This is a genomic window from Streptomyces sp. NPDC020898 (assembly GCF_044333925.1).
In the GTDB taxonomy this organism is placed as follows: domain Bacteria; phylum Actinomycetota; class Actinomycetes; order Streptomycetales; family Streptomycetaceae; genus Streptomyces.
In genome coordinates this window covers 16222-42772 of the sequence record NZ_JBIRRV010000031.1, presented here as the reverse complement: position 1 = coordinate 42772, position 26551 = coordinate 16222, and the positions used below count along the sequence as shown (strand labels likewise).

The window sequence follows — 26551 nt, the reverse complement described above, 5'->3', positions numbered from 1 at the left end:
GGACCTCACCGATACAAAGGAGTTTCGTGTGACCAGCCCGCATGCCGGCCACCCTGCCGACCCCCGTGCCGAAGGCATCTTTCTCCGGATATCCGGACGGCGACGGCACCGCCGCGTCCTCGCCGCTCTGCTGGCCGCCACCCTGGCCGTTCTCGGCCTGGTCGCGAGCGGCCCGGCACAGGCGCTCAGCGGCGACACCCGTATGCACGACCCGTCCCTCATCAAGGTCGGCAGCTGCTATTACGGCTTCTCCACCGGGTTCGAGAACGACTCGCTCAACCCCAGCGGATCCATCACGATCCGCAAGACCTGCGCCAGTACCGCGGCATCAGGCTGGGCCAAGGTGGGCAACGTCTGGAGCTCGACGCCGTCCTGGATCACCGCCAAGCTCGGTGCGACCCCGCCGAACATCTGGGCCCCCGACATCAAGTACTTCAACGGCAAGTACCACCTGTACTACGCCGGTTCGCGCTGGGGCACCGCGTACGCGGTGATGGGCCTCGCCACCGCCACGAACATCGAGGGCCCCTGGACCGACCAGGGCCTGGTCACGGACGTCAACTACCCCATCGACCCCAACGTCGACTGGGGACCCGACGGCCGGCTGTACGTCTCCTGGGGCTCCTGGACCGGATCCGGAACCTACCTGCACGTCCTGGACGAGTCCACCGGCAAGCTGTCCACCACCGACAACAACCTCTGGCACATCGCCGTCGGCATCGAGAACCCCACGATCATCCTCAACGGCGGCTACTACTACCTGTTCGGCTCGAAGGGCCTGTGCTGCAGCGGAACCGACAGCAACTACTACACGGTGGTGGGGCGGTCCACCAGCATCACCGGCCCCTACCTCGACCAGAGCGGCACCGACATGCTCTCGAACGGCGGCACCACCGTCCTCACCGGCGCCCGCCCCAGGATCGCCGCCGGCGGTGCCGACGCCTACGACGACGGCACCTCCTCCTACCTCGCCTACCACTACTACGACGCCGACAACGCCGGGCGGGAGACGCTCGACGTCCGCAGGGTCACCTTCGCGAACGGCTGGCCCGTCCTCGCGGCTCCGCTGGGCACCGCGAACAACCACCTGCTGAACCGGAACACCGACAAATGCGCCGACGTCTGGTCCGCGAGTACGGCTGACGGGGCATCGGTGAACTCCGGGAACTGCAACTCCGGGTCCAACCAGCAGTGGGTGCCCACCGCCGTCGGCTCCGACTACAGGCTGGTCAACGTCAACAGCGGCAAGTGCCTCGAAATCCCCGGTGGCTCCACTGCCGAGGGTGCGACGGCCGATCAGTGGACCTGCGACGGCGGCACGCATCAGCTCTGGCGCAGGACGTCGGTGATCGGAGGCTATGTCACCTTCACCAACGTCAACAGCGGCAAGTGCCTCCAGGTCGCCGGAGGGTCGACCGCCAACGGAGCCGCCCTGAACCAGTCGACCTGCAACACCGGCACGAACCAGCAGTGGATGGTCGTCTGAGACGCGCAGGACGCCCCCGACCGGCAATGACTCCGGGCAGGCCGAAGCGCACTTCGCCCTGCCCGGCGCCGACCCTCCGTGATGACGACGGCACCAACCGGACGGGGATCGAGCCAGGGACCGGTTCATATCAAGGCAGCCGCCTCGGTGCAGCGGCCGGCGCCGTGCTCGCATCCCGCTGTCAGGGCTGACGGTGGATCACTTCGACCGTCGGCGGTGATCATCAGTGGGCGCGCAGGACGTCCAGGGCTGTCAGGGCGACATGCAGGGCGGTGCGCTGCTCGCCGTCTTCGAGGTCGCAATCGAGCAGGCGTTCGATGGTGCGCAGGCGTTGGTAGAAGGTCTCACGAGACAGGCCACCGCGGCGTGCCGCGCCGGTCTTGTTGCCGGCGGCGTCCAGGTAGAGACGGAGAGCCGGCAGCAGATCGGTGCCGTGCCGGCTGTCGTGATCGAGGAGGCGGCCGAGTCGGCGTTCGGCATACTCCTGGACCCGGGTGTCCTCGCGCAGTGCGTACAGCAGGCGGCGCAGGTCGACGTCGGACAGTTCGTGGTACGAGCGGCCAGGGGGAAGGGGCTGGCCGGGCGGGGTGGCCTCGGCGACGCGGGTCGCCTCGTGGAACGAACGAGGGGCGTCGGCGAGGTCGTCCACTTCGGTGCCGACGCTGACGGTGGTCTGCGGGGCGAGGCCCAGTGCGGTCCGGCTGAGCCGTTCGACCTCGGGGCGCCAGGGCTGGGAGGGGCCCAGGGCAAGCAGTGCTCCCACACGGCCGGGGGCCAGTTCGCCGACGAGTGCCGGCATTCCTGTCGTCTGCAGTTCCTGGGCCAGTCGGGTTTCCGGCTGCGCCGAGATTGCTTCCGCCGGGAGGTCCACCACGACCGCGAGGAAGCGACTGTTCTCGGTGGGCAGGCCCAGTGCGGCCAGCCGGGCGAGGGCGTCCTGGGGGGATCGGTGACGCTGCTCGACGAGGTCGCGCAGGGCGTCACGGTGTGCGGTGCGCTCCCACGAGGTGGTGTGGATGAGGCGGGCGACGGTCAGGGCCATCGCCGTTCTCTCCAGGACGGTGAGGTGCTCCGGGCCGAACGCCGGCCCGGCGCCCGGGGCGGGCAGCATGGCCACGCGACCCCAGCGCTCGCCCTGGTATTCGACGGGCGAGGCGAGCCAACCCTCCGGGCCGCGCGGGTCCGTGAGGTCACCGGGCGGGGTTGCCCGAGAACGCTGCTCCCAGTCGGTGAGCGCCTCCTCCAGTGTGGTGCCGGAGGGCTCACAGATCAGTGCCTGGTGAACCAGGTTCTCCAGAACGACCGTACGACCGCTCATCTCGGCCGCCGCGCGCACCACGTCCTGCGGCCCGGCACCGCGCAGCGTCAGGGCGGTGAACGCCTCGTGGATCCGTTGGGTACGGCGCATCGCCTCGGCCTGGTTGCCGAGGATCAGGGCGTGGACGACCTGGGTGACCTCCAGGAAGTTGACGTCCTTGGCGAGGGTGATCAGCGGGAGGCCACGGACCCGGCAGGCGTGGACGAGGGCGTCGGGAGGGCGGTGGTAGCGGCGTACGAGTTCGATGACCAGGGCCGCCGCTCCGATGCCGGCGAGTTCGTCGACGTACCGGCGCACGCCCGCCGCGTCGTCGGGCAGGGGCATGCCCGTGGTCAGTACCAGTTCGCCGCCCTTCAGGAAGGAGGCGGGGTCCGTCAGCTCGGTGATGTGGACCCAGCGGACCGGGCGGTCGAGATGGGTGACCCCGGTGACGACCTGGGGCTGTCCGGCGGCCAGGACGGGCACGGCCAGGACGTCGGCGACGGTGAGGGGGCGGCCGGGCGCGGTGCCGTCCTGGCCGCCTGGTCTCTCGCCCTCGGTCTCCGGCGGCCGGGCCGTGGGGTGGTTCTCGGTCACGGTGCCTCCCTGGTGCCCCGGCCGGCGCGAAGCCCGGAGCCGGGGGAGTTGCCCGGTCACTGTGACAAGCGGCGCTGACCTGCGCAAGTGCCGTTCGGCGCCTGACATCCGGTGCTTCTTCGTTTTCGCGGTTGACACAACGTCCGAACACCGCCTCCGGGCTGGACACATCACGCGTTGTCGCGCTCCCGGACGGCCGGGATGCTCGGGATGCCGGAACAGACAGGCAGACCACCACACACGGCCGGGAGACGAACATGACCGCACTGTCGCCGCACCTTCGCCAGGCCACGCCCGTCGTGGCGGTCCGGGGCGAAGGCGTCCACCTCTACGGCGAGGACGGCCGCCGCTACCTCGACTTCACCGCCGGCATCGGCGTCACCAGCACCGGGCACTGCCACCCGAGGGTCGTGGCGGCGGCGCAGGAGCAGGTGGGCACGCTGGTGCACGGCCAGTACACGACCGTCATGCACCAGCCGCTGCGGCGCCTCGTCGAGAAGCTGGGCGAGGTGCTGCCGGCCGGGCTGGACAGCCTGTTCTTCACCAACTCCGGCAGTGAGGCCGTCGAGTCCGCGCTGCGCCTGGCCCGCCAGGCCACCGGCCGCCCCAACGTCGTCGTCTGCCACGGCGGCTTCCACGGCCGTACGGTGGCCGCCGCCTCGATGACCACCTCCGGTACCCGCTTCCGGTCCGGCTTCTCCCCGCTGATGAGCGGTGTGGTCGTCACCCCGTTCCCGACTGCCTATCGCTACGGCTGGGACGAGGAGACCGCGACCCGCTTCGCCCTGCGGGAGCTGGACTACACCCTCCAGACGATCTCCTCGCCCGCAGACACGGCCGCGATCATCGTCGAGCCGGTGCTCGGTGAGGGCGGCTACGTGCCCGCCACCCGCGCGTTCATGGAAGGTCTGCGGGAGCGTGCGGACCGCCACGGCTTCCTCCTCATCCTCGACGAGGTGCAGACCGGCGTCGGCCGCACCGGCCGCTTCTGGGGCCACGACCACTTCGGCGTCACCCCGGACATCCTCGTCACCGCCAAGGGCCTGGCCAGCGGCTTCCCGCTGTCCGGCATCGCCGCCTCCGAGGAGCTGATGGCCAAGGCGTGGCCGGGATCGCAGGGCGGCACGTACGGCGCCAACGCCGTGGCCTGCGCGGCGGCCGTCGCCACCCTCGACGTCGTACGCGACGAGAAGCTCGTCGAGAACGCCGACGCGATGGGCAAGCGGCTGCGGCACGGCCTGGAGGCGGTGGCCGACCGCACGCCGGGCATCGGCGACGTACGCGGCCTGGGTCTGATGCTGGCCACCGAGTTCGTCACCGAGGACGGCAGCCCCGACCCCGAGACCGCCGCCCGCGTGCAGCGCGCCGCGATCGACGAGGGCCTGCTCCTGCTGCAGTGCGGCGCGTGGAACCAGGTCGTACGCATGATCCCGGCGCTCGTCATCGACGAGACCGCGGTGGACGAGGGCCTCCAGGCGTGGGCGACCGCGGTGGAAGCCGGTACCTCAGGAGCATCGCCGCGATGAGCGACAGCGTGGCGCGGCTGACCGCCCGCCTCACCGAGACGGCTCCCGGTCTGCGGGTGGAATCCGGCCCGGGCGCCCTCGGCCCGTACGCCTACGACGCCTCCAACTACCGTGTCCCCCCGCAGGCTGTGGCCTTCCCCCGCAGCGCCGACGACGTGGTCGCGGTGCTGCGGGCCTGTAAGGAGACGGGCGTCCCCGTCACCGCGCGCGGCGGCGGGACCAGCATGGCGGGCAACGCGGTCGGACCGGGCGTTGTCCTGGACTTCTCCCGGTACATGAACCGGATCCTGGACATCGACCCGGCCGGCGGGACCGCGCGTGTCGAGGCCGGAGTCGTCCTCGACACGCTGCAGAGCGCGACCGCCCTGCACGGGCTCTCCTTCGGCCCCGACCCGTCCTCGCACAGCCGCTGCACGCTCGGCGGCATGATCGGCAACGACGCGTGCGGCAACCGGTCCGTGCGGCACGGGCGTACCAGCTCGCACATCGAGGCGCTGGAGATCGTGACGGCCGACGGCGTGCGCGCCGTCGTCGACCGCACCGGACTGCACGCGGTGGACCCGCAGGACGCCGGACCCGTCGACCGTCTCGAGGCGGACGTACGCCGTCTGATCGCGGACAACCTGGCGCCGATCCGTACCGAGCTGGGCCGCATTCCCCGTCAGGTCTCCGGCTATCAGCTGCACCACCTGCTGCCCGAGCACGGCTTCGACATGGCCCGCGCCCTGGTCGGCACCGAGGGCTCCTGTGCGGTCGTCACCGCCGCGACGGTCCGCCTGGTGGCGACCGCACAGGCTTCCACGCTTCTCACTCTCGGCTACGACGATGTCGTCGACGCGGCCGAGGACGTGGCGGAGATCCTGCGCTGGAACCCCACCGCCGTGGAGGGCATGGACGAGGCGATCGTCGCCACCATGCGCGCCCGCCGCGGCCCGGACTCCGTGACCGGACTGCCCGAAGGGCGGGCCTGGCTGTATGTCGAACTCGACGGCGATGACGAGGCCACGGTCAACACCCGCGCGGCCCAGCTCCTCGACGTGCTCAAGGCACAGGGCCGGATGACCGGCGGGCGGGTCGTGGAGAGCGCGGCCGAACGGCGCTCCTTGTGGCGAGTCCGCGAAGACGGGGCAGGCCTGGCCGCCCGCCTCGTCGACGGCGGGGAGTCCTGGCCCGGCTGGGAGGACTCGGCGGTCGCGCCCGAGAACCTCGCCGGCTATTTGCGGGACTTCCGCAAGCTGCTTGCTTCCCATGTACTCACCGGCGTGATGTACGGGCACTTCGGCGCGGGGTGCGTCCATGTGCGCATCGACTTCGACCTCGCGACGGACGTGGGCCGCACTGCCGCCCGCCGCTTCCTGCACGAGGCGGCCGCCCTGGTCGTCGCGCACGGCGGGACCCTGTCCGGCGAGCACGGCGACGGGCGGGCGCGCGGTGAGCTGCTGGAGGTCATGTACAGCCACCGCATGATCCGGGCCTTCACCGCCTTCAAGGATGTATTCGACCCCGAGGGGCTGCTCAACCCGGGCGTGATCGTGGCCCCGGCCCCGCTCGACGCCGATCTCGCGCTGCACCAGATCCAGCCCCTGGCGACGGAGTTCTCCTTCCCGCATGACGAGGACGGCTTCGCGGGCGCGGTACGCCGCTGCGTCGGCGTGGGCCGCTGCCGCAGCGACGCAGGCGGTGTGATGTGCCCGAGCTACCGGGCCACCGGGGAGGAGACCGACTCCACCCGGGGCCGGGCCCGGCTGCTCCAGGAGATGGTGCGGGGCGACCTCGTCCAGGACGGCTGGCGCTCGACGGAGGTACGGGACGCCCTCGATCTGTGTCTGTCCTGCAAGGCGTGCTCCAGTGACTGCCCGGTCGGCGTCGACATGGCCACGTACAAGGCGGAGTTCCTGCACGAGCACTACAAGGGCAGGATCCGGCCCCGCTCCCACTACTCGCTGGGCTGGCTGCCGCTGACCTCGGCCCTGGCCGGATTCGCCGCCCGCCCCCTCAACGCGCTGCTGCGCGGACCGGTCGGCAAGCTGCTCGCCCGGCTGGGAGGGGTGACCACGAAGCGCCGGATCCCGGCCTTCGCCTCCCGGCGCGCACTGCGCGGGGTCCTGCGCGGTGCGAAGACCGGCGAATCAGCGAGGGCTGTGCTCTTCATCGACAGCTTCACGCGTGCGTTTCGTCCGGAGGTGGCGGGCGCCGCGAGCCGCGTGCTCGCCGACGCGGGAATCCCCTGCACGGCGGAGGACGGTCTGTGCTGCGGTCTGACCTGGGTCAGTACCGGCCAGCTGTCCGTCGCCCGCCGCATCATGGCCCGTACGGTCGCCCACCTCGACAACGGTGACGAGCGGCCCATCATCGTGGCCGAACCCAGCTGCGCCGCCGCCCTCAAACGCGACGTGCCCGAGCTCCTCGGCACGGACGCCGCCCGTCGGGTCGCGGAGCGAGTCCACACCTTCACCGGCGCCCTGACCGATCTGGCCGCCCCCGACTGGACACCCCCCGAGCTGCCGGCCGACGTCGTCCTGCAGACCCACTGCCACGAGTACGCCACCTTCAAGGGCAGCCGCCCCACCGACCTGCTGCGCCAATTGGGTGTGGGCAAGGTCGACGAGGCCGAGGGCTGCTGTGGACTCGCCGGGAACTTCGGCTTCGAGGCGCAGCACTACGACACCTCGATGGCCGTCGCCGACCTGGCTCTGAAGCCACGCCTCGACGGCATCGACCAGGACACGCCGACCGTCGTCGTCGCGGACGGCTTCAGCTGCGCCACCCAGATCGACCACCTCGCCGGTGACCGGGGCATCCGCGCCCTGCACCTCGCGGAACTCCTCGACCCTGCCGCCGATCAAGCCGTTCAACCAGGAGAGACGTCATGACCGACACACCCATGCAGTTGTTCATCGGCGGGACCTGGGCGGACGCCGCGGACGGCGCCACCATGCCTGTGGACGACCCCGCGACCGGTGAGATCATCGCCCACGTCGCCGACGCCGGCGCCAAGGACGCCCAGCGCGCCGAGGAGGCGGCCGTCCGGGCGCAGGAGGAGTGGGCCCGTACGGCGCCCCGGGTCCGCAGCGAGATCCTGCGCCGGGCGTACGAGATCATCGTCGAGCGCACCGACGAGCTGGCCCACCTGATGACGGCCGAGATGGGCAAGCCCCTGGCAGAGGCCAGGGGAGAGGTGGCGTACGCGGCCGAGTTCTTCCGCTGGTTCTCCGAGGAGGCCGTGCGTATCGAGGGCGGCAACGGCGTCCTGCCCGACGGCCGCAACCGCATGCTGCTCTCGCGCCGTCCGGTCGGCCCCTGTCTGCTGATCACTCCGTGGAACTTCCCTCTCGCCATGGGCACCCGCAAGATCGGCCCGGCGATCGCCGCCGGCTGCACGATGATCCTCAAGCCGGCCCCGCAGACCCCTCTGTCCAGCCTGGCTCTCGCCGCGATCCTCAAGGAGGCCGGGCTGCCGGACGGCGTACTCAACGTCGTCACCACCTCCCGTGCGGGGGAGGTGTGCGAACCGCTCCTGCGCGGCGGGCGGATTCGCAAGCTCTCCTTCACCGGCTCCACCGACGTCGGACGCCTGCTCCTCGCCCAGAGCGCGGACGCGGTCGTACGGACGTCGATGGAGCTGGGCGGGAACGCGCCGTTCATCGTGTTCGAGGACGCCGACCTGGACAAGGCGGTCGACGGCGCGATGGTCGCCAAGATGCGCAACATGGGCGAGGCCTGCACCGCCGCCAACCGATTCTTCGTCCACACCACCGTGGTGGAGGAGTTCGGGCGGCGCCTGGCCGAGCGTATGGGTGCGCTGGTCGTGGGCCCCGGCACCCGGGACGGCGTCGACGTCGGCCCGCTGATCGACAGGGTCGGACGGGCCAAGGTCGAGGAACTGGTGGCCGACGCCGTGGAGCGCGGCGCCCGGGTGCTCGTCGGCGGCCGTACGCCCGAGGGGCCGGGCTGCTTCTACCCGCCGACCGTGCTCGCGGACGTCGCCCCCGGCAGCCGTCTGATGGACACGGAGATCTTCGGCCCGGTCGCGGCGATCCTCACCTTCGACGACGAGGACGAGGTGATCCGCCGGGCCAACGACACCCCCTGGGGCCTCGTCGGCTACGTCTTCACCGAGGGACTGGACCGCGCCCTGCGGGTCAGCGAGCGTCTGGAGGTCGGCATGGTCGGTGTCAACACCGGCCTCGTCTCCAACCCGGCCGCCCCCTTCGGGGGCGTCAAGCAGTCCGGGCTGGGCCGCGAGGGCGGCCGGGTCGGTCTCGACGAGTTCCTGGAGTACCAGTACCTCGCGGTGCCTGTGCGATGACGGCGGTCCTGCCCTGACCTACGCCGCATCGCGCACCGCGGGCCACCCCCGTGCTCGGCCGCCGAGACCTGTGGCCGGGCACGGGGTCAGGTCGGTCGCGCCGCGGGCCGGCCCGAAGCCGTAGGGAACGGTGCGGACGGCAGTGATCGGCGTGAACGCCATGGCCTCCGAGCAGGACACGACGGCGCTTCTCCTCGCAGCGGGCTGTCGACGTGTCTTCAGCCTGGTCGAGCTGGAGCTGGGCGTTCTGCGGCAGTTGCCCGAGCCGGCCGGCGAACCGCCGGCCGGGCTACGGACGGGCCCGGCGTACTCAGCGCAGGTGGCGGGCGGTGATCTCCGCCGCCGTCTCGGTCACGAGCCGCCCCAGCTCGGCGAGCCGTCCCGGCTCGAAGCGGGAATCCGGCAGGGAGACGGCGACCGCGGCCAGCGGGACGCCGTCACCGTCCAGGACGGGGGCGGCGATGGCGCAGATTCCCTGGAGGTACTGGTTGTGGTTGACGGCGTAGCCACGCTCTCTGACCCGCCGGAGCTCCGTGCGCAGCTCCTCGGGGTCGGTGATGGTCTCCTCGCCGTACCCCTCGAACGTGCCCGTCGCGAACTCGTCGACCTCGGGACGCGGGAGATGGGCGAGGATCGCGTGCCCGGTGGCGGTGGCGTGCAGTGGTGAGGTGTCGCCGATGGTGTGGAAGGTCCGTACGGGGTGGTCGCAGTCGACGCGGTCGACGACGACCATGCTGTGCAGTGCGTCGGGCACTGACAGGTGGATGGTCTCGTTGACCGTGTCGCGGAGGCGGATCATGGGTTCGCGGGCGGCGGCGAACAGGCTGGAGCCCTGGAGTGCGGCGGGTCGTACGGCCAGTACTCGGGCGCCGATCTCCCAGCGCGTGGTGTCCCTGCGGTTGGCCCGGAGCCAGCCCGCCTCGTTGAGGGTGACCAGGGTGCGCTGCACGGTCGACTTCGGCAGGCCGAAGAGCTTCGTCAACTCGCCCACGGTGACCGGCTGATGCCGGGCGACCGCCTCCAGGATGCGCAGTGACCTGATGACGCTCTTCATTTCCATCCGGGACCCCCATCAGTCGCGTGGCTTCGTCGCTCACCTTTGACTCCCTCCCCGGAGCCGCAGGCATGATTCATGCCGCATTCTAGCATGACGTTCCACAATGCGGCATGAAGGGGATGTGGGGCCCATGGCCTTCCCGGCGATGAGCGGCGCGAGCGCCTCTGCCCCCGTCGCGCCGCGCGGCGGCCGCACTGGGCCCGACACCCCCCGTCGGGCCCAGTGCGACGGCTGCCCTGACATGCGGAGAGGGCCGACTTGCATGCATCGACGCGTGCAAGCCGGCCCTCTCCGGTCGGGGCCTTCTTGGGTCACCACCTTCCGTCAGCCGCCCAGTAGGCGTCCACTGATCTCCTCTGCCGCGCCGGCCACGAGGCCACCCCACTCGGACTCCCGTTTCACGTCGTACCGGGAGTCGGGCATCGAGATGGCCACGGCGGCCAGCGGTGTCCCGTTCTCGTCGAGCACGGGTGCGGCGAGGGCGCAGACGTCCGGCCGGTACTGGTTCCGGTTGACCGCGTAGCCGCCGGTGCGGATCCGGTCCAGTTCGGCGCGCAGTTCGTCGGGGTCGGCGGGGGTCGTGTCGCTGAAGCGCTCCAGGCCCTGGGCGATGAGTTCCTCGACGTCCTGCTTCGGAAGCTGGGCGAGGATCGCCCGCCCTGCGGCGGTGGCGTGCAGTGGTGAGGTGTCGCCGATGGTGTGGAAGGTCCGTACGGGGTGGTCGCAGTCGACGCGGTCGACGACGACGACGCACTGCAGTGCGTCGGGTACCGACAGGTGGATGGTCTCGTTGACCGTGTCGCGGAGGCGGATCATGGGTTCGCGGGCGGCGGCGAACAGGCTGGAGCCCTGCAGGGCGGCGGGTCGTACGGCCAGTACCCGGGCGCCGATCTCCCAGCGTGTCGTGTCCTTGCGGTTCGCGCGCAGCCAGCCCGCCTCGGCCAGGGTGACCAGGGTGCGCTGCACGGTCGATTTCGGCAGGCCGAAGAGCTTCGTCAACTCCCCGACGGTGACCGGCTGATGCTGGGCGACCGCTTCCAGGACCCGCAGCGATCTGGTGACGCTCTTCATTTCCATCCGGTTTCCCCCCGTTAATCCGTGAAATTTCTGCTGGACACCTCTTGACTCCCCTCCGAGCCGCTGTCATTCTCGTGCCAGATTCTAGCACGGCGTTCCACAATGTGGCACGGCTCGACGGAGGAGATTCCGAAGAAATGGGCCGGCGCCGCGAGACGCGGCGGCTGTGAGCCGAGGACCCGAGGAAAGGGCCTGGCCCCCGCCCAAACCACCTTGAATCAACCAGCCTCACGTCGGGCGCTCAGCATGCGCTTCGGCGATACGAAAGGAAAGCCCTGTGTCAGCTGCCAGGAAGCGCGTCGCCGTCGTCGGCGTCGGAACGATGGGCAGCCAGGCCGCCTGGCGGCTGGCGGCCCGCGGCGCCGAGGTCGTCGGCTACGACCGGTTCGCCCCCGGCCACGACCGCGGTGCCGCCGGCGGTGAGACCCGGATCTTCCGCAGCGCGCACTTCGAGGACTCCCGCTACGTTCCGCTGCTCCAGCACGCCGACGCCCTGTGGGAGGGGCTTCAGCAGGAGACCGGCCGTGAGCTGCGTCGGCTGACCGGGTGTCTGCTGATGGGGCCGACCGATCACCAGCAGATGGCCACCGTCCTGCAGTCCATCGCGGAGCACGGTCTCGATCACGAGGTGCTGGATGCCGAGCTTCTGGCGAAACGTTTCCCCCAGTACCGCATCGAGGACGGCGACGCGGCCGTACTCGACCGCCGCGCCGGGTTCATCCGCCCGGAGCTGACCATCCAGAGCGCCGCCCGCCGCGCCGAGCAGCTGGGCGCGGTGATCCACCGCTACAGCACGGTCCGCGAGATCGTCCCCGTCGCGGGCGGCGTCGAGATCCGCACCGACGCCGGCAGCGAGCGCTTCGACACCGCCGTCGTCACCCCCGGCCCCTGGGTCAACGACCTGCTGCCCGACCTGCCGTGGGAGGTGGACGTCCGACGCCTCGTCAGCGCCTGGTACGTGCCCACCGCCCCCGAGGCCTGGTTCGGCGAGGAGCGCCCGGCGTTCATCCGTACGGCACCCACCCACTGCTACGGCCTGCCCTCCCCGGACGGCATCTCCGTCAAGCTCGGCCTCTCCCGCGCCCTGCACCGGCCCGCGGGCGACCCGAACCAGCTGGACAGGACGGTGCAGCCGGAAGAGCTGGAGATCTTCTCCGAGCTGATCGGGCGTCACATGCCGGACCTGCACCCGGACCCCACCCGGCTCTCCGTCTACATGGAGGGCTACACCGAGAGCAGCCGCCCCCTGGTCGGCCCTCTGCCCGGCGCCGAGAACGTGATCCTGCTCGCCGGTTTCTCCGGCCACGGCTTCAAGCTCTCGCCCGCCTTCGGCGACATCGCCGCCGACCTGGCGCTGGACGGCACCTCGCCCCAGCCCATCGACTTCCTCTCCACCGTCGGCCGTACGGAGGCATGACCATGAACGACGCCACCCTCACCGTCGGCGCCCTGCACGCCGAGCCCGGCACCAAGGCCCGCGGCACTCTCCAGGCCGAACTCGGCACCCTCACCACGGACATCCCGCTGACCCTGGTCAACGGCTCCCGCCCCGGCCCCCGGGTCGTCATCACCGCAGGCGTGCACGGCGGCGAGTTCACGCCCATCGACGCCGCCGTACGACTGGCTGACACGCTGGACCCCCGCGAGGTGCACGGGCAGGTCATCATCTGCCCCGTCGCCAACCCCAACGCCGTGTACGAGGGCCGGCTCAACGTCTCCCCGGTCGACGGCGTGAACATCAACCGCGTCTTCCCCGGCGACCCGGCCGGCGGCCCCACCGAGCGGCTGGCCGCCTGGCTCTTCGCCCACCTCGTCGACGGCGCCGACGTCTACATCGACCTGCACTGCGGCGGCATCGACCAGGTCCTGCGGGACTTCGTCGGCTACCGCCTCACCGGTGACCCGGACCTCGACAAGGCCACGGCCGAACTGGCGGGCTCCTTCGGCATCGAGGACGTCATCCTCGGACTGAAGGCCGACGGCGGCAACAGCCACGCGGCCGCCGCCCGCCGGGGCATCTCGGCGGTACTCGTCGAGGTGGGCGAACTCGGGCAGCGGGACGAGCCCACGGCCCTCCGTCGCGTCGACGGCCTCCTCACGGCACTGCGCCACCTGGGCGTCCTCGACCAGTACGGCTCTGCCCCGGCCCCGATCCGTGAATGGGTCTGGTCCGCCGGCGTCACCGCCGAGGCCACCGGACTGTGGTACCCGGAGTTCTCCTTCGACGGCGACGTCATCGGCGAAGTGGCAGAAGGCGATGTCCTCGGCCGCATCGTCGACCCGGCCGACGGCCGGGAGCAGACCGTCCACGCCCCCGCCGGCGGGCGGATCTTCTACGGCATGCACGGCCTCACCGTCGCCCACGGCGATGAACTCGCCGCCATAGCCGTCCCCTGGGACCCCGACCAGGCCACGCGACCTGAAACCCTCCGGACCCCCGGCGTCGGCGTCGCACCCGACGAGGCGGATCCCCGCCCGTAGAACACCACCCCAGCCGCCCCCCTTCCCACGTCCAGCACCACCCAGGAGGCACACGATGACGAATCGATATGCGGCTCTGCCGCGTGGCGCCCGGATAGACCGCCGGCTCTTCCTGCGCGGAGTCGGCGGAGTCACGGCGGGCCTCGCCGCCGCGTCTGCCCTCAGTGCCTGCGGCACCGGCACCAGCCGGTCCGTCGCCGGCGGCGGTGGCAAGAGCTCCAAGACGCTCGTCGTCCGCAACAGCGGTGGCACCTACGGTGACGCCAACCAGGAGGCGGTCTACGACGCGTTCACCAAGGAGACCGGCATCCAGATCAAGGTGGTGAACATCGCGTACGCCCAGCTGCTCGCCCAGATCAAGCAGGGCCGCCCGCAGTTCGACCTGATCGACACCTCCATGGCCGACGTGGTGCGCTTCAAGGACGAGGACGCCACCGAGGAACTCGACTACGACCGCCTGAAGAACACCAAGAACACGGGCATCGCCGACTCCCTGATGATGACCCACGGCGTCGGCAAGAACTACTGGGCCAGCGTCATGGCCTACCGCACCGACGCCTTCGACGGCAGGAAGCCCGAGAGCTGGGCGGACTTCTGGGACACCAAGGCGTTCCCCGGCAGCCGCGCTCTCCAGGCCCGGGACGCCGACCTGCCCGAGCTGGAGTTCGCCCTCCTCGCCGACGGCGTGCCCCTGGACAAGCTGTACCCCCTCGACGTGGAGCGAGCCTTCAAGTCCCTCGACAACATCAAGGGGTCCGTCCGCAAGTACTGGGACACCGGTGCCCTCCCCGGCCTGCTGCTCGGCCGCGAGGAAGTCGTCGCCACCAGCGTCTGGCACGGCCGCCTCGACGCCCTGATCAAGGGCGGCTCACCGATGGCGTACCAGTGGAACGGCGCCCGCCGGCAGAGCAACGGCTTCTGCATCCCCAAGGGCGCGGCGAACCCCGACGCCGCCTACCAGCTCGTCGACTTCGCGCTGCGTCCCGACATCCAGGCCGCGTACGCCGAGGTCTACCCGATGGCCCCGGTGGTGCCCGCCGCCTACAAGGAGCTCTCCCCGGCCGCCGCCGACAACCTGGCCAGCTCGCCCGATCACCTGAAGTCCGGCTTCGACCTCGACGTCGAGTGGTGGATCAAGAACGAGGCCGCCGTGTCCAAGCGCTGGCAGGAGTGGGTCAATGCCTGAGCTGAACCTGAAGTCCCAGTCTCCGGCGTCCCCTTCGGTCTCTCCGTCGCCGGGGACCGGCACCGGAAAACCCCTCTCTGTCACGGGACTGCGCAAGACGTACAGCGGCGTGACCGCTGTCGACACGGTCTCCATGGAGATCGCGGGCGGCGAGTTCGTCACCTTCCTGGGGTCCTCCGGCTCCGGCAAGACCACCACCCTGATGATGATCGCCGGGTTCTGCGAGCCCGACTCAGGCAGCATCGTCGTCGGCGGCCGTGACGTGACCCGCCTCGCCCCGCAGAAACGCGGCCTCGGCTTCGTCTTCCAGCAGTACCTGCTCTTCCCGCACATGACGGTGTGGGAGAACGTCGCCTTCCCGCTCCAGCTGCGGGGCGTGCCCAAGGCGGAGCTGCGCCGCCGGGTCGGCGAGACCCTGGAGATCGCTGGACTCTCCGCCTTGGCCCGCCGCCGGCCGCGCGAGCTGTCCGGCGGCCAGCAGCAGCGCGTCGCGCTGTGCCGGGCGCTGGTCTACCGGCCGCCGGTGATCCTCATGGACGAGCCCCTCGGCGCTCTCGACAAGAAGCTGCGCGACCAGCTGCAGACCGAGATCAAGCGCATCCAGCAGGAACTCGACCTCACCGTCATCTACGTGACGCATGATCAGGAGGAGGCACTGGTCCTGTCCGACCGGATCGCGGTGATGCGCGATGGGCGGATCGACCAGTTCGACACCCCTCGTGAGCTCTTCGAGCGCCCGCGCACCCCGTTCGTCGCCGACTTTCTCGGGGCGGCCAACTTCCTCCCCGGCACGGTCCAGCAGCAGACCTCCGAGCAGACCCTCGTACGGCTCGACACGGGAGGGCTGCTCAAGGCCCGCCCGCAGTCGGGAGTGGAGGGAGCACAGGTACGGGCCGCGGTTCAGCCCGGCCGGCTCGGGCTGTGTACGCCGGGCGACGGGTTCTGTACCGGGACCGTCGAGACGGTCACCTACGTCGGCACGCTCGTCCGTGTCACCGTCCGCCCGGCGGGCGACGCCGACACCGGCCTCGTACGGCTGGAACTCCCGGCCGGCAAGGCCCCGGTCGTCGGCGAGCAGGTCAGCCTGACGGCCCACCCCGACGACGTCAGCGTCTTCGCGGTGGAAGGGGGCGGGTGAGCATGGCCGGATCCGTCCTCGCCCCCGCGCCCCCGGCTCCGGGCCCCGCGACCACCGCCGCCCGCACGGGACGGCTGCACCGGCTGCGCCGCGCGCTGTCCGAGCGCCGCACCCGCTTCGGGCTGCTGAACGCCGCACCCGTCGTCATCTACCTGCTGGTGCTGTTCGTCTACCCCATCTTCAGCACCCTGCTCCTCAGCCTCAAAGGGGAGGAGGGGGGATGGACGCTGCACTGGTACGCGGACGCACTCCAGGGCTCCAACCTGGACGTCCTCTTCACCACCCTGCGGATCTCCGCCGAGACCTCGCTGCTGAGCCTGGTCATCGGGTTCCTGCTCGCCGCCGCCGTCTCCCGGCTCAAGCCGCTGTGGGCCGGCCTGGTGATGATCATCGTCGTCGTGCCGCACTTCATCAGCGCGCTGGTGCGCACCTACGGCTGGATCATCCTGCTCGGTGAACACGGCGTGGTGAACAACGCCCTGACGGACCTGAAGGTCCCCGGCGCTCCCTTCCAGATGCTCTACAACGAGATAGGCGTGGTCATCGGCACCACCTCCGTGATGCTGCCGTACACCGTGCTGCTGCTGTACGCGGTGATGCGCGGCATCGACCGCAGGCTGCCGGCCGCCGCGGCCAGCATGGGCGCGGGACGGCTGACGATCTTCCGCCGGGTCTACCTGCCGATGGTCGCTCCCGGCCTGATCAACGCGGGCATCCTGTGCTTCATCCTCTGCCTCGGCTACTACCTGACCCCCGCCCTCATGGGTGGTCCGAAGCAGACCATGGTCGCCTCGCTCATCAGTGAGCAGGTGATGAAGCAGAACCAGTGGAACGGCGCTGCCGCGCTCGGCATCATCCTGCTCCTCCTCACCTTCGGAGGCCTGCTCCTGCTGCGGCTGATCAAGGCCGCGAGCGAGGCCGCGAAGAATCGAGGTATCTCATGATCGCGCTGCGCTCGACACTGGCCGGGCGGATCTTCCTGACCGTCGCCTCCACGGTGATCCTGCTGTTCCTCGCCCTGCCCATCGTCCTCATCGTCGTCACCTCCTTCGGCAAGGACGCCTTCGGCGCCTTCCCGCCGGACTCCTGGACGCTGGGCTGGTACAAGGTGCTGTTCGCCGACGGCAGCAAGTGGCCGGCCGCGCTCTCGCTGAGCGCCCTGATCGCCTCGCTGACCACCGTGTTCTCACTCCTCCTGGGCATCACGGCGGCCACGGCACTGGTCCGCAGCAACCTGCCGCTGCGCTCGGCGGTGTACGGACTGGTCCTCGCCCCGCTGGTGATCCCCCAAGTGGTCATCGCCCTCGGGCTGTTCCTGCTCTTCGAGCCGGCCGCCATGCTCGGCAGCCCGATCGCCATCGCCCTCGGCCACACCGTGCTCGCCTCACCGATCGCCGTGATGATCCTCATGGCCACACTGAAGGGCATCGACGAACGGCTGGAGGACGCGGCGGCCAGCATGGGCGCGAACCGGCTCACCGTCGCCCGGCGCATCACCCTCCCCCTGGCGATGCCCGGCATGATCGCCGCCGCGGTCTTCTCCTTCATCACCAGCTTCGACGAGTTCTTCATCTCGCAGTTCCTGTCCTCGGTGGACACCACGACCCTGCCCGTCCAGGTGTTCAACGTCCTCCAGTTCGATGTCGACCCGTCCGTGACGGCCATCAGCGCGGTGCTCATCGCGATCGCCGTCCTGGCCCTCGTCCTGGTCGCCGCCGTGCGCCGGCTCGGCGGTGGCGGAAAGCAGGACGGTCTGCTGCCGACGGAGCCCGCGGTGGGCCTGTCCACCGGGAGTGAAACCTCATGACCACCAGCACAAGCACCCGCACCCCGGCCGGTGCACTGTCCGCCACCGCGGCCAGACACCTGCTGCTCAACATGACCCCCAACGGCTCGCTCGGCCCGGAAGGCGAGAACCTCCTCGTCATCCGGCGGGGGGAGGGCCCGTACGTCGACGACGCCGACGGCAGGCGCTACATCGACGGCCTGTCGGGGCTGTACTGCTGCCAGCTCGGCTACTCCTACGGCCCCGAGTTCGCCGAGGCGGCGGAGAAGCAACTGCGCGAGCTGTGCTACAGCCCGCTGTGGACCTCCTCCGCGCACCCCACGGCGATCGAACTCGCCGAGCGGCTGTCCCGGATCGCCCCCGTGGACATCGAGCACACCTTCTTCTCCAGCGGCGGCGCCGAAGCCGTCGAGACCGCCTGGAAGATCGCCCGCCGCTACCACGCGCTGCGCGGCGAGCCGGGCCGCACCAAGGCCATCGCTCGGCGCGGCGCCTACCACGGGCTGACCATCGGCACCCTGTCCCTCACCGACGACCCCGCCCTGACGGAGCCGTACGGCCCGCCGGCGATCGACACCCGGTTCGTGGCCAACACCAACCGCTTCGGCCTCGCACCGGAATACGCGGACGACGACCTGTACACGGCCCGGCTGCTCGCCGAGCTGGAGGACGCGATCCTGGCCGAGGGCCCGGAGACCGTCGCCATGCTCATCGCCGAGCCGGTGCAGAACCGGGGCGGCTGCATCACCCCGCCCCAGGGCTACTGGCAGGGTCTGCGGGCGCTGACCGACCGGTACGGCCTCCTGCTCGTCGCCGACGAGGTGATCACGGCCTTCGGCCGGGTCGGGGAGTGGTTCGGCGGGGACCGCTACGGCGCCCGCCCGGACATGGTCACCGTCGCCAAGGGCATCACCGCCGGTTACGCCCCCATGGGGGCGACCCTGGTCAGCAATGGCGTCGTCGAGGTCATCAACCAGCCCGGAGTGGTCTTCAACCACGGCTACACCTTCGGCGGACACCCGCTGAGCGCGGCCATCGCGCTGCGCAACCTGGAGATCATGGAGCGGGACCGGATCCTGGAGAATGTCCGTGACCTCCAGGACCACCTGGCGGGCCGGATGGCATCCCTCGCGGACCTGGCGATCGTCGGCGACGTCCGGGGCGACGGGTTCTTCTACGCCTGCGAACTCGTCGGCGACCACGAGGACGGCGGCTTCGGCGACACCGCCCGCGCCGACCTGATCGTCGACCTGATCCCGCGCCGACTGCGTGAGGCAGGCCTCCTCGCCCGCGTCTACAACCGGTCCGCGCCACTGGTCCAGATCGCGCCCCCGCTGATCAGCGACCGGGCCCTTCTCGACCGTATCGCCGACATCCTCGCGGAGACCCTCACCGAGGCGTCCGCCCGCATCTGATCCATGTTTCGGAAAGGAACGACATGTACTCCATCGGTCCACTGACCGTCGCCCCCGGCGAGCGCGCCCAGGGCCTCATCCCGGTCGGCACCAGCAGCTACGGTGTGGAACTCGGCATCCCACTGATCGTCCTCAACGGCGCCCAGGACGGCCCGGTCCTGTGTGTGGACGCCGGCGTGCACGGCGACGAGTACGACGGCCAGGAAGCCGTCCGCCGCGTGGTCGCCGAGATCGACCCGGCCACCCTGCGCGGCACGCTCGTCGCCATCCCCTGCATGAACACCCCGGCCTTCGAGGCGGCGGCCCGCACCAGCGGCCTGGACCACCTCAACCTCAACCGCATCTTCCCCGGTGACGCGGACGGCTCGTACTCACTGCGCCTGGCCGCCACCTTCGTCGAGCAGGTCGTCCCGGCCATCGACGCCCTGGTGGACCTGCACACCGGCGGCACGTTCGGTGAGATCGCCCCGCTGGTCATCCTTCAGGGCGGCTACGAGGAACTGGCGACGGACATGGCCCTCGCGGCTGGCCACGAGCTGGTCTGGAAGGGCGGCAAGTGGGGCGGCACGGTGCGCCATCCCACCCTCGCGGCGGGCAAGCCCGCCATCACCATCGAGGTCGGTGGCGGCACCTACCGCGAGGAGAACGTCGCCCTGCACATGCACTCCATCCGCAACATCCTCCGGCAACTCGGCATGATCGACGGTGCGGCGGAGATACGGGACACCTACACCACGGTCTCCGGCACTTTCGCCCGTTCCGACGCCGGCGGCTTCTTCGTCGGCCACGCCGAGCCGGGGGACACCTGCAAGGAAGGCGACCTGATCGCCCACATCGTCGACCACTACGGCAACACGCTGGAGGAGGTCCGCGCCCCGCAGGACGGCATCGTGCTCTGGGTCCGCCGGATCCGTACCGTCCGCCCCGGCGACGAGGTCGTCATCTTCGGCGAGGTGCAGGGGGAGATCCGGCCATGACCGGCGAACTGCAGCTGAGCGAGCTGCTCATCGACGGCAAGCAGGTCCCCGCCGCCGACGGCCGCTCCTTCACGGTCCTCGACCCCTCCGACGGGACGGCCATCGCCCAGGTGGCGCTGGCCGGCGAGGCGGACGTGAACCAGGCGGTGGCCGCCGCCCGCGCGGCGTTCACCTCTCCCGAATGGGCCGGGATGCGCGCCGCCGACCGGGGCCGCATCCTCTACCGGATCGCGGAGGCCATCCGCTACCAGGGCGAACGGCTGGCCCGCCTGGAGAGCCAGGACGTCGGCAAGCCGCTCCGCCAGGCCAAGGCCGATGTCGAGGCCGCCGCCCGCTACTTCGAGTTCTACGCGGGCGTCGCCGACAAGCTCGGCGGCACGACGATCCCCCTCGGCCCCGGCCTGATCGACTACACCGTGCGCGAGCCGATCGGTGTCTCCGGCCAGATCATCCCCTTCAACTACCCCCTGCAGAACACCGCGAGGGGCTCCGCCCCCGCGCTGGCGGCAGGCTGCACGGTGGTGCTCAAGCCCTCCCCGGAGGCGCCCCTCACCCCGCTGGAGATCGCCCGGATCGCGCTGGAGTGCGGCCTTCCGCCGGGCGTCCTGAACGTCGTCCCCGGCGACGGCGAGACCGGTGCGGCCCTCGCCGGCCACCCGGACATCGACCAGGTCACCTTCACCGGCTCGGTGCCGACCGGCATCAAGGTCGCCCAGGCCGCCGCAGCCAACGTGGTGCCCTCCGTCACCGAGCTGGGCGGCAAGTCCCCGGTCGTCGTCTTCGCCGACGCCGACTTCGACCTGGCGCTGACGGCCGTCGCCGCCTCGGCCTTCGGCAACGCCGGCCAGACCTGCTCGGCCGGCACCCGGCTGCTGCTCCAGCGCGGCGCCGAGGAGTTCCTCGACAAGCTCGTCGCCCACGCCGCCGCACTGAGCGTCGGCCCGGGTCTCACCGACCCGGACGTCGGCCCGCTGGTCGCCGCCCGGCAGCGCGACCGGGTCCTGGGCTACCTGGACCTGGCCCGCGAGGAGGGCGCCGTGGCACGGGCCGGCGGCCGAGCGCCGTCCGACCCGGCCCTGGCCGACGGCTACTACGTCGAGCCGACCGTCCTCACCGGCCTGACCAACGACGCCCGTTGCGCCCGCGAGGAGATCTTCGGCCCCGTCGTCACCGTCATCGAGTTCGACGACGCCGACGAGGCCCTGGACATCGCCAACGACAGCCCGTACGGCCTTGCGTCCTACGTCTGGACGCGCGACATCGACAAGGCGATGCGCCTCGCCGAGGGCATCCGGGCCGGCCAGGTCTACATCAACGCCACCGGCATCGGCACCGGTGTCGAGCTCCCGTTCGGCGGCTACAAGCACAGCGGCTGGGGGCGGGAGAAGGGCCTGGCGGCTCTCGACAGCTACACGCAGACCAAGAACGTCTGCATCGGGTTCGGGAGCCGGTCATGAGATACCGCACGCTCGGCGAGCGCGGGCCGGCCGTCTCGGTGGTCGGCGTCGGCGGCAACAACTTCGGCGCCCGTCTGGACGAGGAGGGCACGACGGCCGTTGTCCACGCGGCCCTCGACGCCGGGATCACGCTGTTCGACACGGCCGACATGTATGGCGGCTTCGGCGAACAGGGCGGCTCGCGGGGCGACGGCGAACGCCTTCTCGGCGCTGCCCTCAAGGGACGCCGGGACGAGGTCGTCCTGGCGACCAAGTTCGGTATGGAGATGGGGCCGGACGCGGACCTCTACGGCCGACGTGGTGCCCGCTCCTACATCCGGTATGCCGTCGAGGCGTCGCTGCGCCGGCTCGGCACCGACCGGATCGACCTGTACCAGTACCACGAGCCGGACGGCGTCACCCCGCTGGAGGAGACCGTCGCCGCGCTCCGCGAACTGGTCGACGAGGGCAAGATCGGTCACATCGGCTGCTCCAACCTCCCGCCCGAACAGCTCACCGGCGCCTTCGTGTCGACCCAGGCCCGCTACCACCTGCTCGACCGCGGTGTGGAGCAGGACCTGATCCCGGCCTGTCTGCACAACGGCGTCGGCCTGCTGCCGTACTACCCGCTGGCCAACGGTCTGCTCAGCGGAAAGTACCGGCGCGGCGAGCAGCCCCCGGCCGGCAGCCGCCTGTCCTGGCGGCAGGGCTGGCTCACCGACGCGGCCCTCGACAAGGTCGAGGCGCTCTCCGCGTACGGCGCCGAACGAGGACTCACCCTCCTCCAGGTCGCCGTGGGCGCACTGGCCGCGCTACCCGCCGTCGGCTCCGTCATCTGCGGCGCGATGACCCCCGGACAGGTCACCGCCAACGCGGCGGCGGCCGACTGGATCCCCGACACGGCCGACCTGGCCGCACTCGACGCGATCGTCACCCCCGGCGAACGCGTCGTCTGAAGCCCCACACCCCCCCTGGAATCCTGGAAACCCGCGAGATCGAGGCTGAACACCATGCGACAGATCGTCACCTTCGACGCCTACGGCACCCTGGTCGACTTCCAGCTCGGCCCCACCACCCTGAAGATCCTTGCCGACTCCGGCCGGCTCAACCTGGACAACCTGGACGTCGACGAGTTCCTCGACGACTTCCGCGTCATGCGCTTCCAGGCAGTCCTGGAGGCCTACCGCCCGTACCACGAGATCCTGCACTCCAGCCTGCGCAACGCCATGCGCCTGCACGGTCTGGAGTACCGCGAGTCCGACGGCGACGCCCTCGTCGAGGCCGTCCCCACCTTCGGTCCCTTCCCGGAGGTCCCGGACGCGCTGCGCGCCCTGAAGACCAAGTACGAGATCGCCATCATCTCCAACACCGACGACAACCTGATCGCGCGGAACGTGGAGAACATCGGCGTCGAGTTCGACCACGTCATCACCGCCCAGCAGGCCGGCGCCTACAAGCCGGACCGTCAGACCTTCGAGCACGCCTTCAAGGCCATGGGCGTCGAGCCGTCCCAGGTCATCCACACTGCCCAGGGCTGGGAGTACGACCACATCCCGACCCGCGACCTCGGCCTGAAGCGCCGGGTGTGGATCAACCGCTACGGCCGTCCCGGCAGCGCCGACTACCAGCCGTACGACATGCTGCCCGACCTGTCGGGCCTGCCGAAGCTGCTCGGCTGCTGACCGACGGCGCAACGGAAACAGACCGAGAACACAGAGGACGCACGCCATGAAGCAGATCCCCTACTGGCTGGACACAGCCCCCGCCTTCCCCGACCGTTCCGGAAAGGGCCTGCCCGACGAGGCGGACGTGGTGGTGATCGGCGGCGGTCTCACCGGCCTGTCCACCGCCTACCACGCCGCCCGTAAGGGCGCCCGGGTCGTCCTGGTCGAGAAGGACAAGGTGGGCTCGGGCGCCTCCGGGCGCAACGGCAGCATGTGTACCCAGGGCATCACCATCAGCCCCGCCGAGGCGCGCAAGCGCTTCGGACAGGAGCGGGCCCGTGAGCTGTACGACGCCTTCCGCGAGGCGGTCGACGTCGTCGAGGAGCTCACCCGCACCGAGAACATCGACTGCGACTTCCACCGCTCCGGGCGCCTCGGCGCAGTCTGCAAGCCCGGGCACTTCGAGGGCCTGCGGGCCAAGCAGCGCGACCTGGCCGACAACTTCGGCCACGAGACGATCGTCCTGAGCAAGAGCGAACTGCGGGCCGAGGTCGGCACGGACTACTACCACGGTGCCCTGCTCGACCCGCTCAGCGCGGGCCTGCACGTGGGCAAGTTCGTCGGCGGCCTGGCAGACGCCGCCGAGCGCGCCGGCGCCGAGATCCACGAGCGCAACGCCGCCACCGGCCTCACCCGCCTGTCCGGCGGCGGCTTCCTGGTGGAGACCATGAACGGCACCATCCGTGCCAAGCAGGTCATGGCGGCGACGGACGCCTACACCGACAAGTCGATGCCGTGGTTCCGCAAGCGGCTGATCAACGTCGGCAGCTTCATCATCGTCACCGAGCCGCTGGGGGAGGCACGCGCCAAGGAGCTCATCCCGAACGGCCGCCTGCTGGTCGCCCACAAGAACGTCGGCCACTACGTCCGCCTCACTCCGGACAACCGCCTCGCCTTCGGCGGCCGGGCCCGCTTCGCCCCCTCCAACCCGGCCTCCGACGTCAAGAGCGGCGACATCCTCAAGCGGGAGATGACGGAGATCTTCCCGCAGTTGGCCGGGACGCGGATCGACTACGTCTGGGGCGGCATGGTCGGCTTCTCCTGGGACCGCATCCCGCACGCGGGCGACGTCAACGGCCTGTACTACTCCATGGGTTACTGCGGCCACGGCGTCCAGATGGCCACCTACATGGGCCGAGCCGTGGCCGAGATGATGGACGGCAAGCCGGAGGCCAACCCTCTGCGCGGCTTCGGCTTCCCGAAGGTGCCCGTCCCCTTCTACAACGGCACGCCCTGGTTCCTGCCGTTCGGCGGCGCCTACTACAAGGCGAAGGACCGCCTGCTCTGAGGCGAGGACGCGGTGGTACAGCGGGGGGCTTCCCACGAAGTGGTCGCGGGAGGCCCCCGCCGTCCGGGACAAGACCTGCCTGCCGACGCCTTGCCCGACCTCATGCAGAAACTCCTCCGCGACCATCCGAGAGAAGACCGCACAACCATGACCGGCGCAGTCACTCGCAGCGAACACGACCTGCTCGGCGATCGTGATGTTCCCGTTGAGGCGTACTGGGGTGTGCACACCCTGCGTGCCACGGAGAACTTCCCCATCACGGGCATGACAATCTCCGCCTACCCACACCTCATCGACGCCCTCGCGGCCGTCAAGGAGGCGGCTGCTCTCGCCAACGAGGAACTGGGCCTCCTTGAGCCGAAGAAGGCCGCCGCGATCGTCGAGGCGTGCCGGGAGATCCGAAACGGCGGTCTGCACGACCAGTTCGTGGTGGATGTCATCCAGGGCGGTGCCGGTACCTCGACGAACATGAACGCCAACGAGGTGGTCGCCAACCGGGCGTTGGAGCTGCTGGGGTTCGAGAAGGGCCAGTACCAGTATCTGCACCCCAACGAGGACGTGAATCTGGGCCAGTCCACCAACGATGTCTACCCGACGGCCGTGAAGGTGGCGACGGTTTTTGCGGTGCGTGAGCTGCTGAAGGCGATGGCGGTGCTGCAGGATTCCTTCGCCCGCAAGGCGGTCGAGTTCCGCGAGGTGCTGAAGATGGGGCGTACGCAGTTGCAGGACGCGGTGCCGATGACGCTGGGGCAGGAGTTCTCGGCGTACGCGGTGATGATCGAGGAGGATCGCAGCCGTCTCGCGGAGGCGGTCGAGCTGATCCATGAGATCAACCTCGGTGCCACGGCGATCGGCACCGGGCTCAACGCTCCCGCCGGATACGCCGAGTCGGCCCGCAGCCACCTCTCCGAGATCACCGGGCTGCCGCTGGTCACGGCCGCCAACCTGGTCGAAGCGACCCAGGACTGCGGGGCGTTCGTGCAGATGTCCGGCGTCCTCAAGCGGGTCGCGGTCAAGCTCTCCAAGAGCTGCAACGACCTGCGGCTGCTGTCGTCCGGGCCGCGTGCCGGGTTCGGTGAGATCAACCTGCCGCCGGTGCAGGCGGGTTCGTCCATCATGCCGGGCAAGGTGAACCCGGTGATCCCCGAGGTCGTCAACCAGGTGGCCTTCGAGGTGATCGGCAACGACGTCACCATCACCATGGCCGCCGAAGCGGGACAGCTCCAGCTCAACGCCTTCGAGCCGGTCATCCTGCACTCCCTCTCGGAGTCCATCACCCACCTGCGCGCCGCCTGCCTGACCCTCGCCGAACGCTGCGTCGACGGCATCACCGCCAACACCGAGGCACTGCGCGCGAGCGTGGAGAACTCCATCGGCCTGGTCACCGCCCTCAACCCGCACATCGGCTACACGGCCGCCACCGACATCGCCAAGGAAGCCCTCGCCACCGGCCGCGGCGTCGCCGAACTCGTCCTGGAAAAAGGCCTGTTGCCCGCCCAACGACTCGCGGAACTGCTACGCCCCGAGATCCTGGCGGGCAAGGGCCAGGGCCTGGCCTGACAGCCCGGCACCGACTCATCGACGCACCGGCGGGCCGTGCGTCGTCGGTGACGAAGGCGTACTGACCGCTGATCGATCTACGGCGTCACCCGGCGGGGCTCGATTCGATCCTCCCCTCCTACGAGGAGCAGTCACCCGCGGACATGCGTCGGGGCCGGTTCGCAGTGGTCGTCTGCGGGCCGGCCCCTGTTCATCTGTTCCACCTGTTCGG

General features: G+C 70.4%; 20 protein-coding genes and 1 pseudogene. 18 read left to right on the top strand and 3 right to left on the bottom strand.

Annotation, left to right across the window (positions count from 1 at the left end; all coding sequences use genetic code 11):
• Positions 1-28 precede the first annotated feature (28 nt).
• Complete coding sequence (locus ACH4TV_RS46020) at positions 29-1486, top strand: family 43 glycosylhydrolase (RefSeq protein ID WP_398407442.1); 1458 nt, start codon at positions 29-31, stop codon at positions 1484-1486.
• A 223-nt stretch (positions 1487-1709) separates the two neighbouring features.
• Here ACH4TV_RS46020 and ACH4TV_RS46015 read toward each other — a convergent pair whose 3' ends face one another.
• On the bottom strand, positions 1710-3380 hold the full coding sequence (locus tag ACH4TV_RS46015; RefSeq protein WP_398407441.1) for a PucR family transcriptional regulator: 1671 nt from the start codon (positions 3378-3380) through the stop codon (positions 1710-1712).
• 257 nt (positions 3381-3637) lie between these two features.
• Here ACH4TV_RS46015 and ACH4TV_RS46010 point away from each other — a divergent pair, with 257 nt between their 5' ends.
• The 4 genes and pseudogenes from ACH4TV_RS46010 to ACH4TV_RS45995 form a co-directional block, all read left to right on the top strand.
• Positions 3638-4906, top strand: coding sequence for an aspartate aminotransferase family protein (locus tag ACH4TV_RS46010; RefSeq protein WP_398407440.1), 1269 nt, complete (start codon positions 3638-3640; stop codon positions 4904-4906).
• Entirely contained in the window at positions 4903-7779 is a 2877-nt protein-coding gene (locus tag ACH4TV_RS46005) for an FAD-binding and (Fe-S)-binding domain-containing protein (RefSeq protein WP_398407439.1), read from the top strand. The genes ACH4TV_RS46010 and ACH4TV_RS46005 overlap by 4 nt, the downstream gene beginning before the upstream one ends.
• Positions 7776-9215 (top strand): NAD-dependent succinate-semialdehyde dehydrogenase, encoded by a 1440-nt coding sequence (locus tag ACH4TV_RS46000; protein ID WP_398407438.1) that lies wholly within the window; start codon positions 7776-7778, stop codon positions 9213-9215. The genes ACH4TV_RS46005 and ACH4TV_RS46000 overlap by 4 nt, the downstream gene beginning before the upstream one ends.
• Before the next feature lie 124 nt (positions 9216-9339).
• A pseudogene (locus ACH4TV_RS45995) lies at positions 9340-9516 on the top strand (GNAT family N-acetyltransferase); the annotation flags it as partial.
• 9 nt (positions 9517-9525) lie between these two features.
• On the opposite strand, the gene ACH4TV_RS45990 reads toward ACH4TV_RS45995, so the two are convergent.
• Positions 9526-10269, bottom strand: coding sequence for an IclR family transcriptional regulator (locus tag ACH4TV_RS45990; RefSeq protein WP_398407461.1), 744 nt, complete (start codon positions 10267-10269; stop codon positions 9526-9528).
• A 327-nt stretch (positions 10270-10596) separates the two neighbouring features.
• Positions 10597-11343 carry an IclR family transcriptional regulator gene (locus ACH4TV_RS45985; RefSeq protein ID WP_398407460.1) on the bottom strand — a complete coding sequence of 249 codons (747 nt, stop codon included), beginning with the start codon at positions 11341-11343 and terminating at the stop codon, positions 10597-10599.
• Positions 11344-11626: 283 nt separating this feature from the next.
• Between ACH4TV_RS45985 and solA the strand changes: the two genes are divergently transcribed.
• From solA to aspA, 13 genes are all read left to right on the top strand, one after another.
• Positions 11627-12766, top strand: coding sequence for an N-methyl-L-tryptophan oxidase (solA, locus tag ACH4TV_RS45980; protein WP_398407437.1), 1140 nt, complete (start codon positions 11627-11629; stop codon positions 12764-12766).
• 2 nt (positions 12767-12768) lie between these two features.
• Positions 12769-13830 (top strand): succinylglutamate desuccinylase/aspartoacylase family protein, encoded by a 1062-nt coding sequence (locus ACH4TV_RS45975; RefSeq protein WP_398407436.1) that lies wholly within the window; start codon positions 12769-12771, stop codon positions 13828-13830.
• A 55-nt stretch (positions 13831-13885) separates the two neighbouring features.
• Positions 13886-15016, top strand: a complete 1131-nt coding sequence (locus tag ACH4TV_RS45970; RefSeq protein WP_398407435.1) for an ABC transporter substrate-binding protein — start codon at positions 13886-13888, stop codon at positions 15014-15016.
• Entirely contained in the window at positions 15009-16154 is a 1146-nt protein-coding gene (locus ACH4TV_RS45965; RefSeq protein WP_398407434.1) for an ABC transporter ATP-binding protein, read from the top strand. The genes ACH4TV_RS45970 and ACH4TV_RS45965 overlap by 8 nt, the downstream gene beginning before the upstream one ends.
• A gap of 2 nt (positions 16155-16156) precedes the next feature.
• On the top strand, positions 16157-17098 hold the full coding sequence (locus ACH4TV_RS45960) for an ABC transporter permease (RefSeq protein WP_398407433.1): 942 nt from the start codon (positions 16157-16159) through the stop codon (positions 17096-17098).
• Complete coding sequence (locus ACH4TV_RS45955) at positions 17095-17961, top strand: ABC transporter permease (RefSeq protein WP_398407432.1); 867 nt, start codon at positions 17095-17097, stop codon at positions 17959-17961. The genes ACH4TV_RS45960 and ACH4TV_RS45955 overlap by 4 nt, the downstream gene beginning before the upstream one ends.
• Positions 17958-19355, top strand: a complete 1398-nt coding sequence (locus tag ACH4TV_RS45950; RefSeq protein WP_398407431.1) for an aminotransferase class III-fold pyridoxal phosphate-dependent enzyme — start codon at positions 17958-17960, stop codon at positions 19353-19355. Before ACH4TV_RS45955 ends, ACH4TV_RS45950 begins: the two co-directional genes overlap by 4 nt.
• Positions 19356-19378: 23 nt before the next feature.
• Complete coding sequence (locus tag ACH4TV_RS45945; RefSeq protein WP_398407430.1) at positions 19379-20332, top strand: succinylglutamate desuccinylase/aspartoacylase family protein; 954 nt, start codon at positions 19379-19381, stop codon at positions 20330-20332.
• Positions 20329-21789 carry an aldehyde dehydrogenase family protein gene (locus tag ACH4TV_RS45940; RefSeq protein WP_398407429.1) on the top strand — a complete coding sequence of 487 codons (1461 nt, stop codon included), beginning with the start codon at positions 20329-20331 and terminating at the stop codon, positions 21787-21789. The genes ACH4TV_RS45945 and ACH4TV_RS45940 overlap by 4 nt, the downstream gene beginning before the upstream one ends.
• A complete protein-coding gene (locus tag ACH4TV_RS45935) occupies positions 21786-22724 on the top strand; it encodes an aldo/keto reductase (RefSeq protein ID WP_398407428.1) in 939 nt (312 codons plus the stop codon). The genes ACH4TV_RS45940 and ACH4TV_RS45935 overlap by 4 nt, the downstream gene beginning before the upstream one ends.
• 54 nt (positions 22725-22778) lie before the next feature.
• On the top strand, positions 22779-23450 hold the full coding sequence (locus ACH4TV_RS45930; RefSeq protein ID WP_398407427.1) for a haloacid dehalogenase type II: 672 nt from the start codon (positions 22779-22781) through the stop codon (positions 23448-23450).
• Positions 23451-23496: 46 nt separating this feature from the next.
• Positions 23497-24780 (top strand): NAD(P)/FAD-dependent oxidoreductase, encoded by a 1284-nt coding sequence (locus tag ACH4TV_RS45925; protein ID WP_398407426.1) that lies wholly within the window; start codon positions 23497-23499, stop codon positions 24778-24780.
• Between the two features lie 147 nt (positions 24781-24927).
• Positions 24928-26340 carry an aspartate ammonia-lyase gene (aspA, locus tag ACH4TV_RS45920; protein ID WP_398407425.1) on the top strand — a complete coding sequence of 471 codons (1413 nt, stop codon included), beginning with the start codon at positions 24928-24930 and terminating at the stop codon, positions 26338-26340.
• The last annotated feature ends 211 nt before the right edge of the window (positions 26341-26551 follow it).

What these genes read in the sequence shown, in the direction of transcription:
- ACH4TV_RS45985 (WP_398407460.1), bottom strand. Translation starts at nt 11,343, where the DNA reads ATGAAGAGCGTCACCAGATCGCTGCGGGTCCTGGAAGCGGTCGCCCAG.
- ACH4TV_RS45955 (WP_398407432.1), top strand. Translation starts at nt 17,095, where the DNA reads ATGATCGCGCTGCGCTCGACACTGGCCGGGCGGATCTTCCTGACCGTC.
- ACH4TV_RS45970 (WP_398407435.1), top strand. Translation starts at nt 13,886, where the DNA reads ATGACGAATCGATATGCGGCTCTGCCGCGTGGCGCCCGGATAGACCGC.
- ACH4TV_RS45990 (WP_398407461.1), bottom strand. Translation starts at nt 10,269, where the DNA reads ATGAAGAGCGTCATCAGGTCACTGCGCATCCTGGAGGCGGTCGCCCGG.
- ACH4TV_RS45950 (WP_398407431.1), top strand. Translation starts at nt 17,958, where the DNA reads ATGACCACCAGCACAAGCACCCGCACCCCGGCCGGTGCACTGTCCGCC.
- ACH4TV_RS45925 (WP_398407426.1), top strand. Translation starts at nt 23,497, where the DNA reads ATGAAGCAGATCCCCTACTGGCTGGACACAGCCCCCGCCTTCCCCGAC.
- ACH4TV_RS46005 (WP_398407439.1), top strand. Translation starts at nt 4,903, where the DNA reads ATGAGCGACAGCGTGGCGCGGCTGACCGCCCGCCTCACCGAGACGGCT.
- ACH4TV_RS45935 (WP_398407428.1), top strand. Translation starts at nt 21,786, where the DNA reads ATGAGATACCGCACGCTCGGCGAGCGCGGGCCGGCCGTCTCGGTGGTC.
- ACH4TV_RS46000 (WP_398407438.1), top strand. Translation starts at nt 7,776, where the DNA reads ATGACCGACACACCCATGCAGTTGTTCATCGGCGGGACCTGGGCGGAC.
- ACH4TV_RS46010 (WP_398407440.1), top strand. Translation starts at nt 3,638, where the DNA reads ATGACCGCACTGTCGCCGCACCTTCGCCAGGCCACGCCCGTCGTGGCG.
- ACH4TV_RS45975 (WP_398407436.1), top strand. Translation starts at nt 12,769, where the DNA reads ATGAACGACGCCACCCTCACCGTCGGCGCCCTGCACGCCGAGCCCGGC.
- ACH4TV_RS45930 (WP_398407427.1), top strand. Translation starts at nt 22,779, where the DNA reads ATGCGACAGATCGTCACCTTCGACGCCTACGGCACCCTGGTCGACTTC.
- ACH4TV_RS45945 (WP_398407430.1), top strand. Translation starts at nt 19,379, where the DNA reads ATGTACTCCATCGGTCCACTGACCGTCGCCCCCGGCGAGCGCGCCCAG.
- aspA (WP_398407425.1), top strand. Translation starts at nt 24,928, where the DNA reads ATGACCGGCGCAGTCACTCGCAGCGAACACGACCTGCTCGGCGATCGT.
- ACH4TV_RS45965 (WP_398407434.1), top strand. Translation starts at nt 15,009, where the DNA reads ATGCCTGAGCTGAACCTGAAGTCCCAGTCTCCGGCGTCCCCTTCGGTC.
- ACH4TV_RS45940 (WP_398407429.1), top strand. Translation starts at nt 20,329, where the DNA reads ATGACCGGCGAACTGCAGCTGAGCGAGCTGCTCATCGACGGCAAGCAG.
- ACH4TV_RS45960 (WP_398407433.1), top strand. Translation starts at nt 16,157, where the DNA reads ATGGCCGGATCCGTCCTCGCCCCCGCGCCCCCGGCTCCGGGCCCCGCG.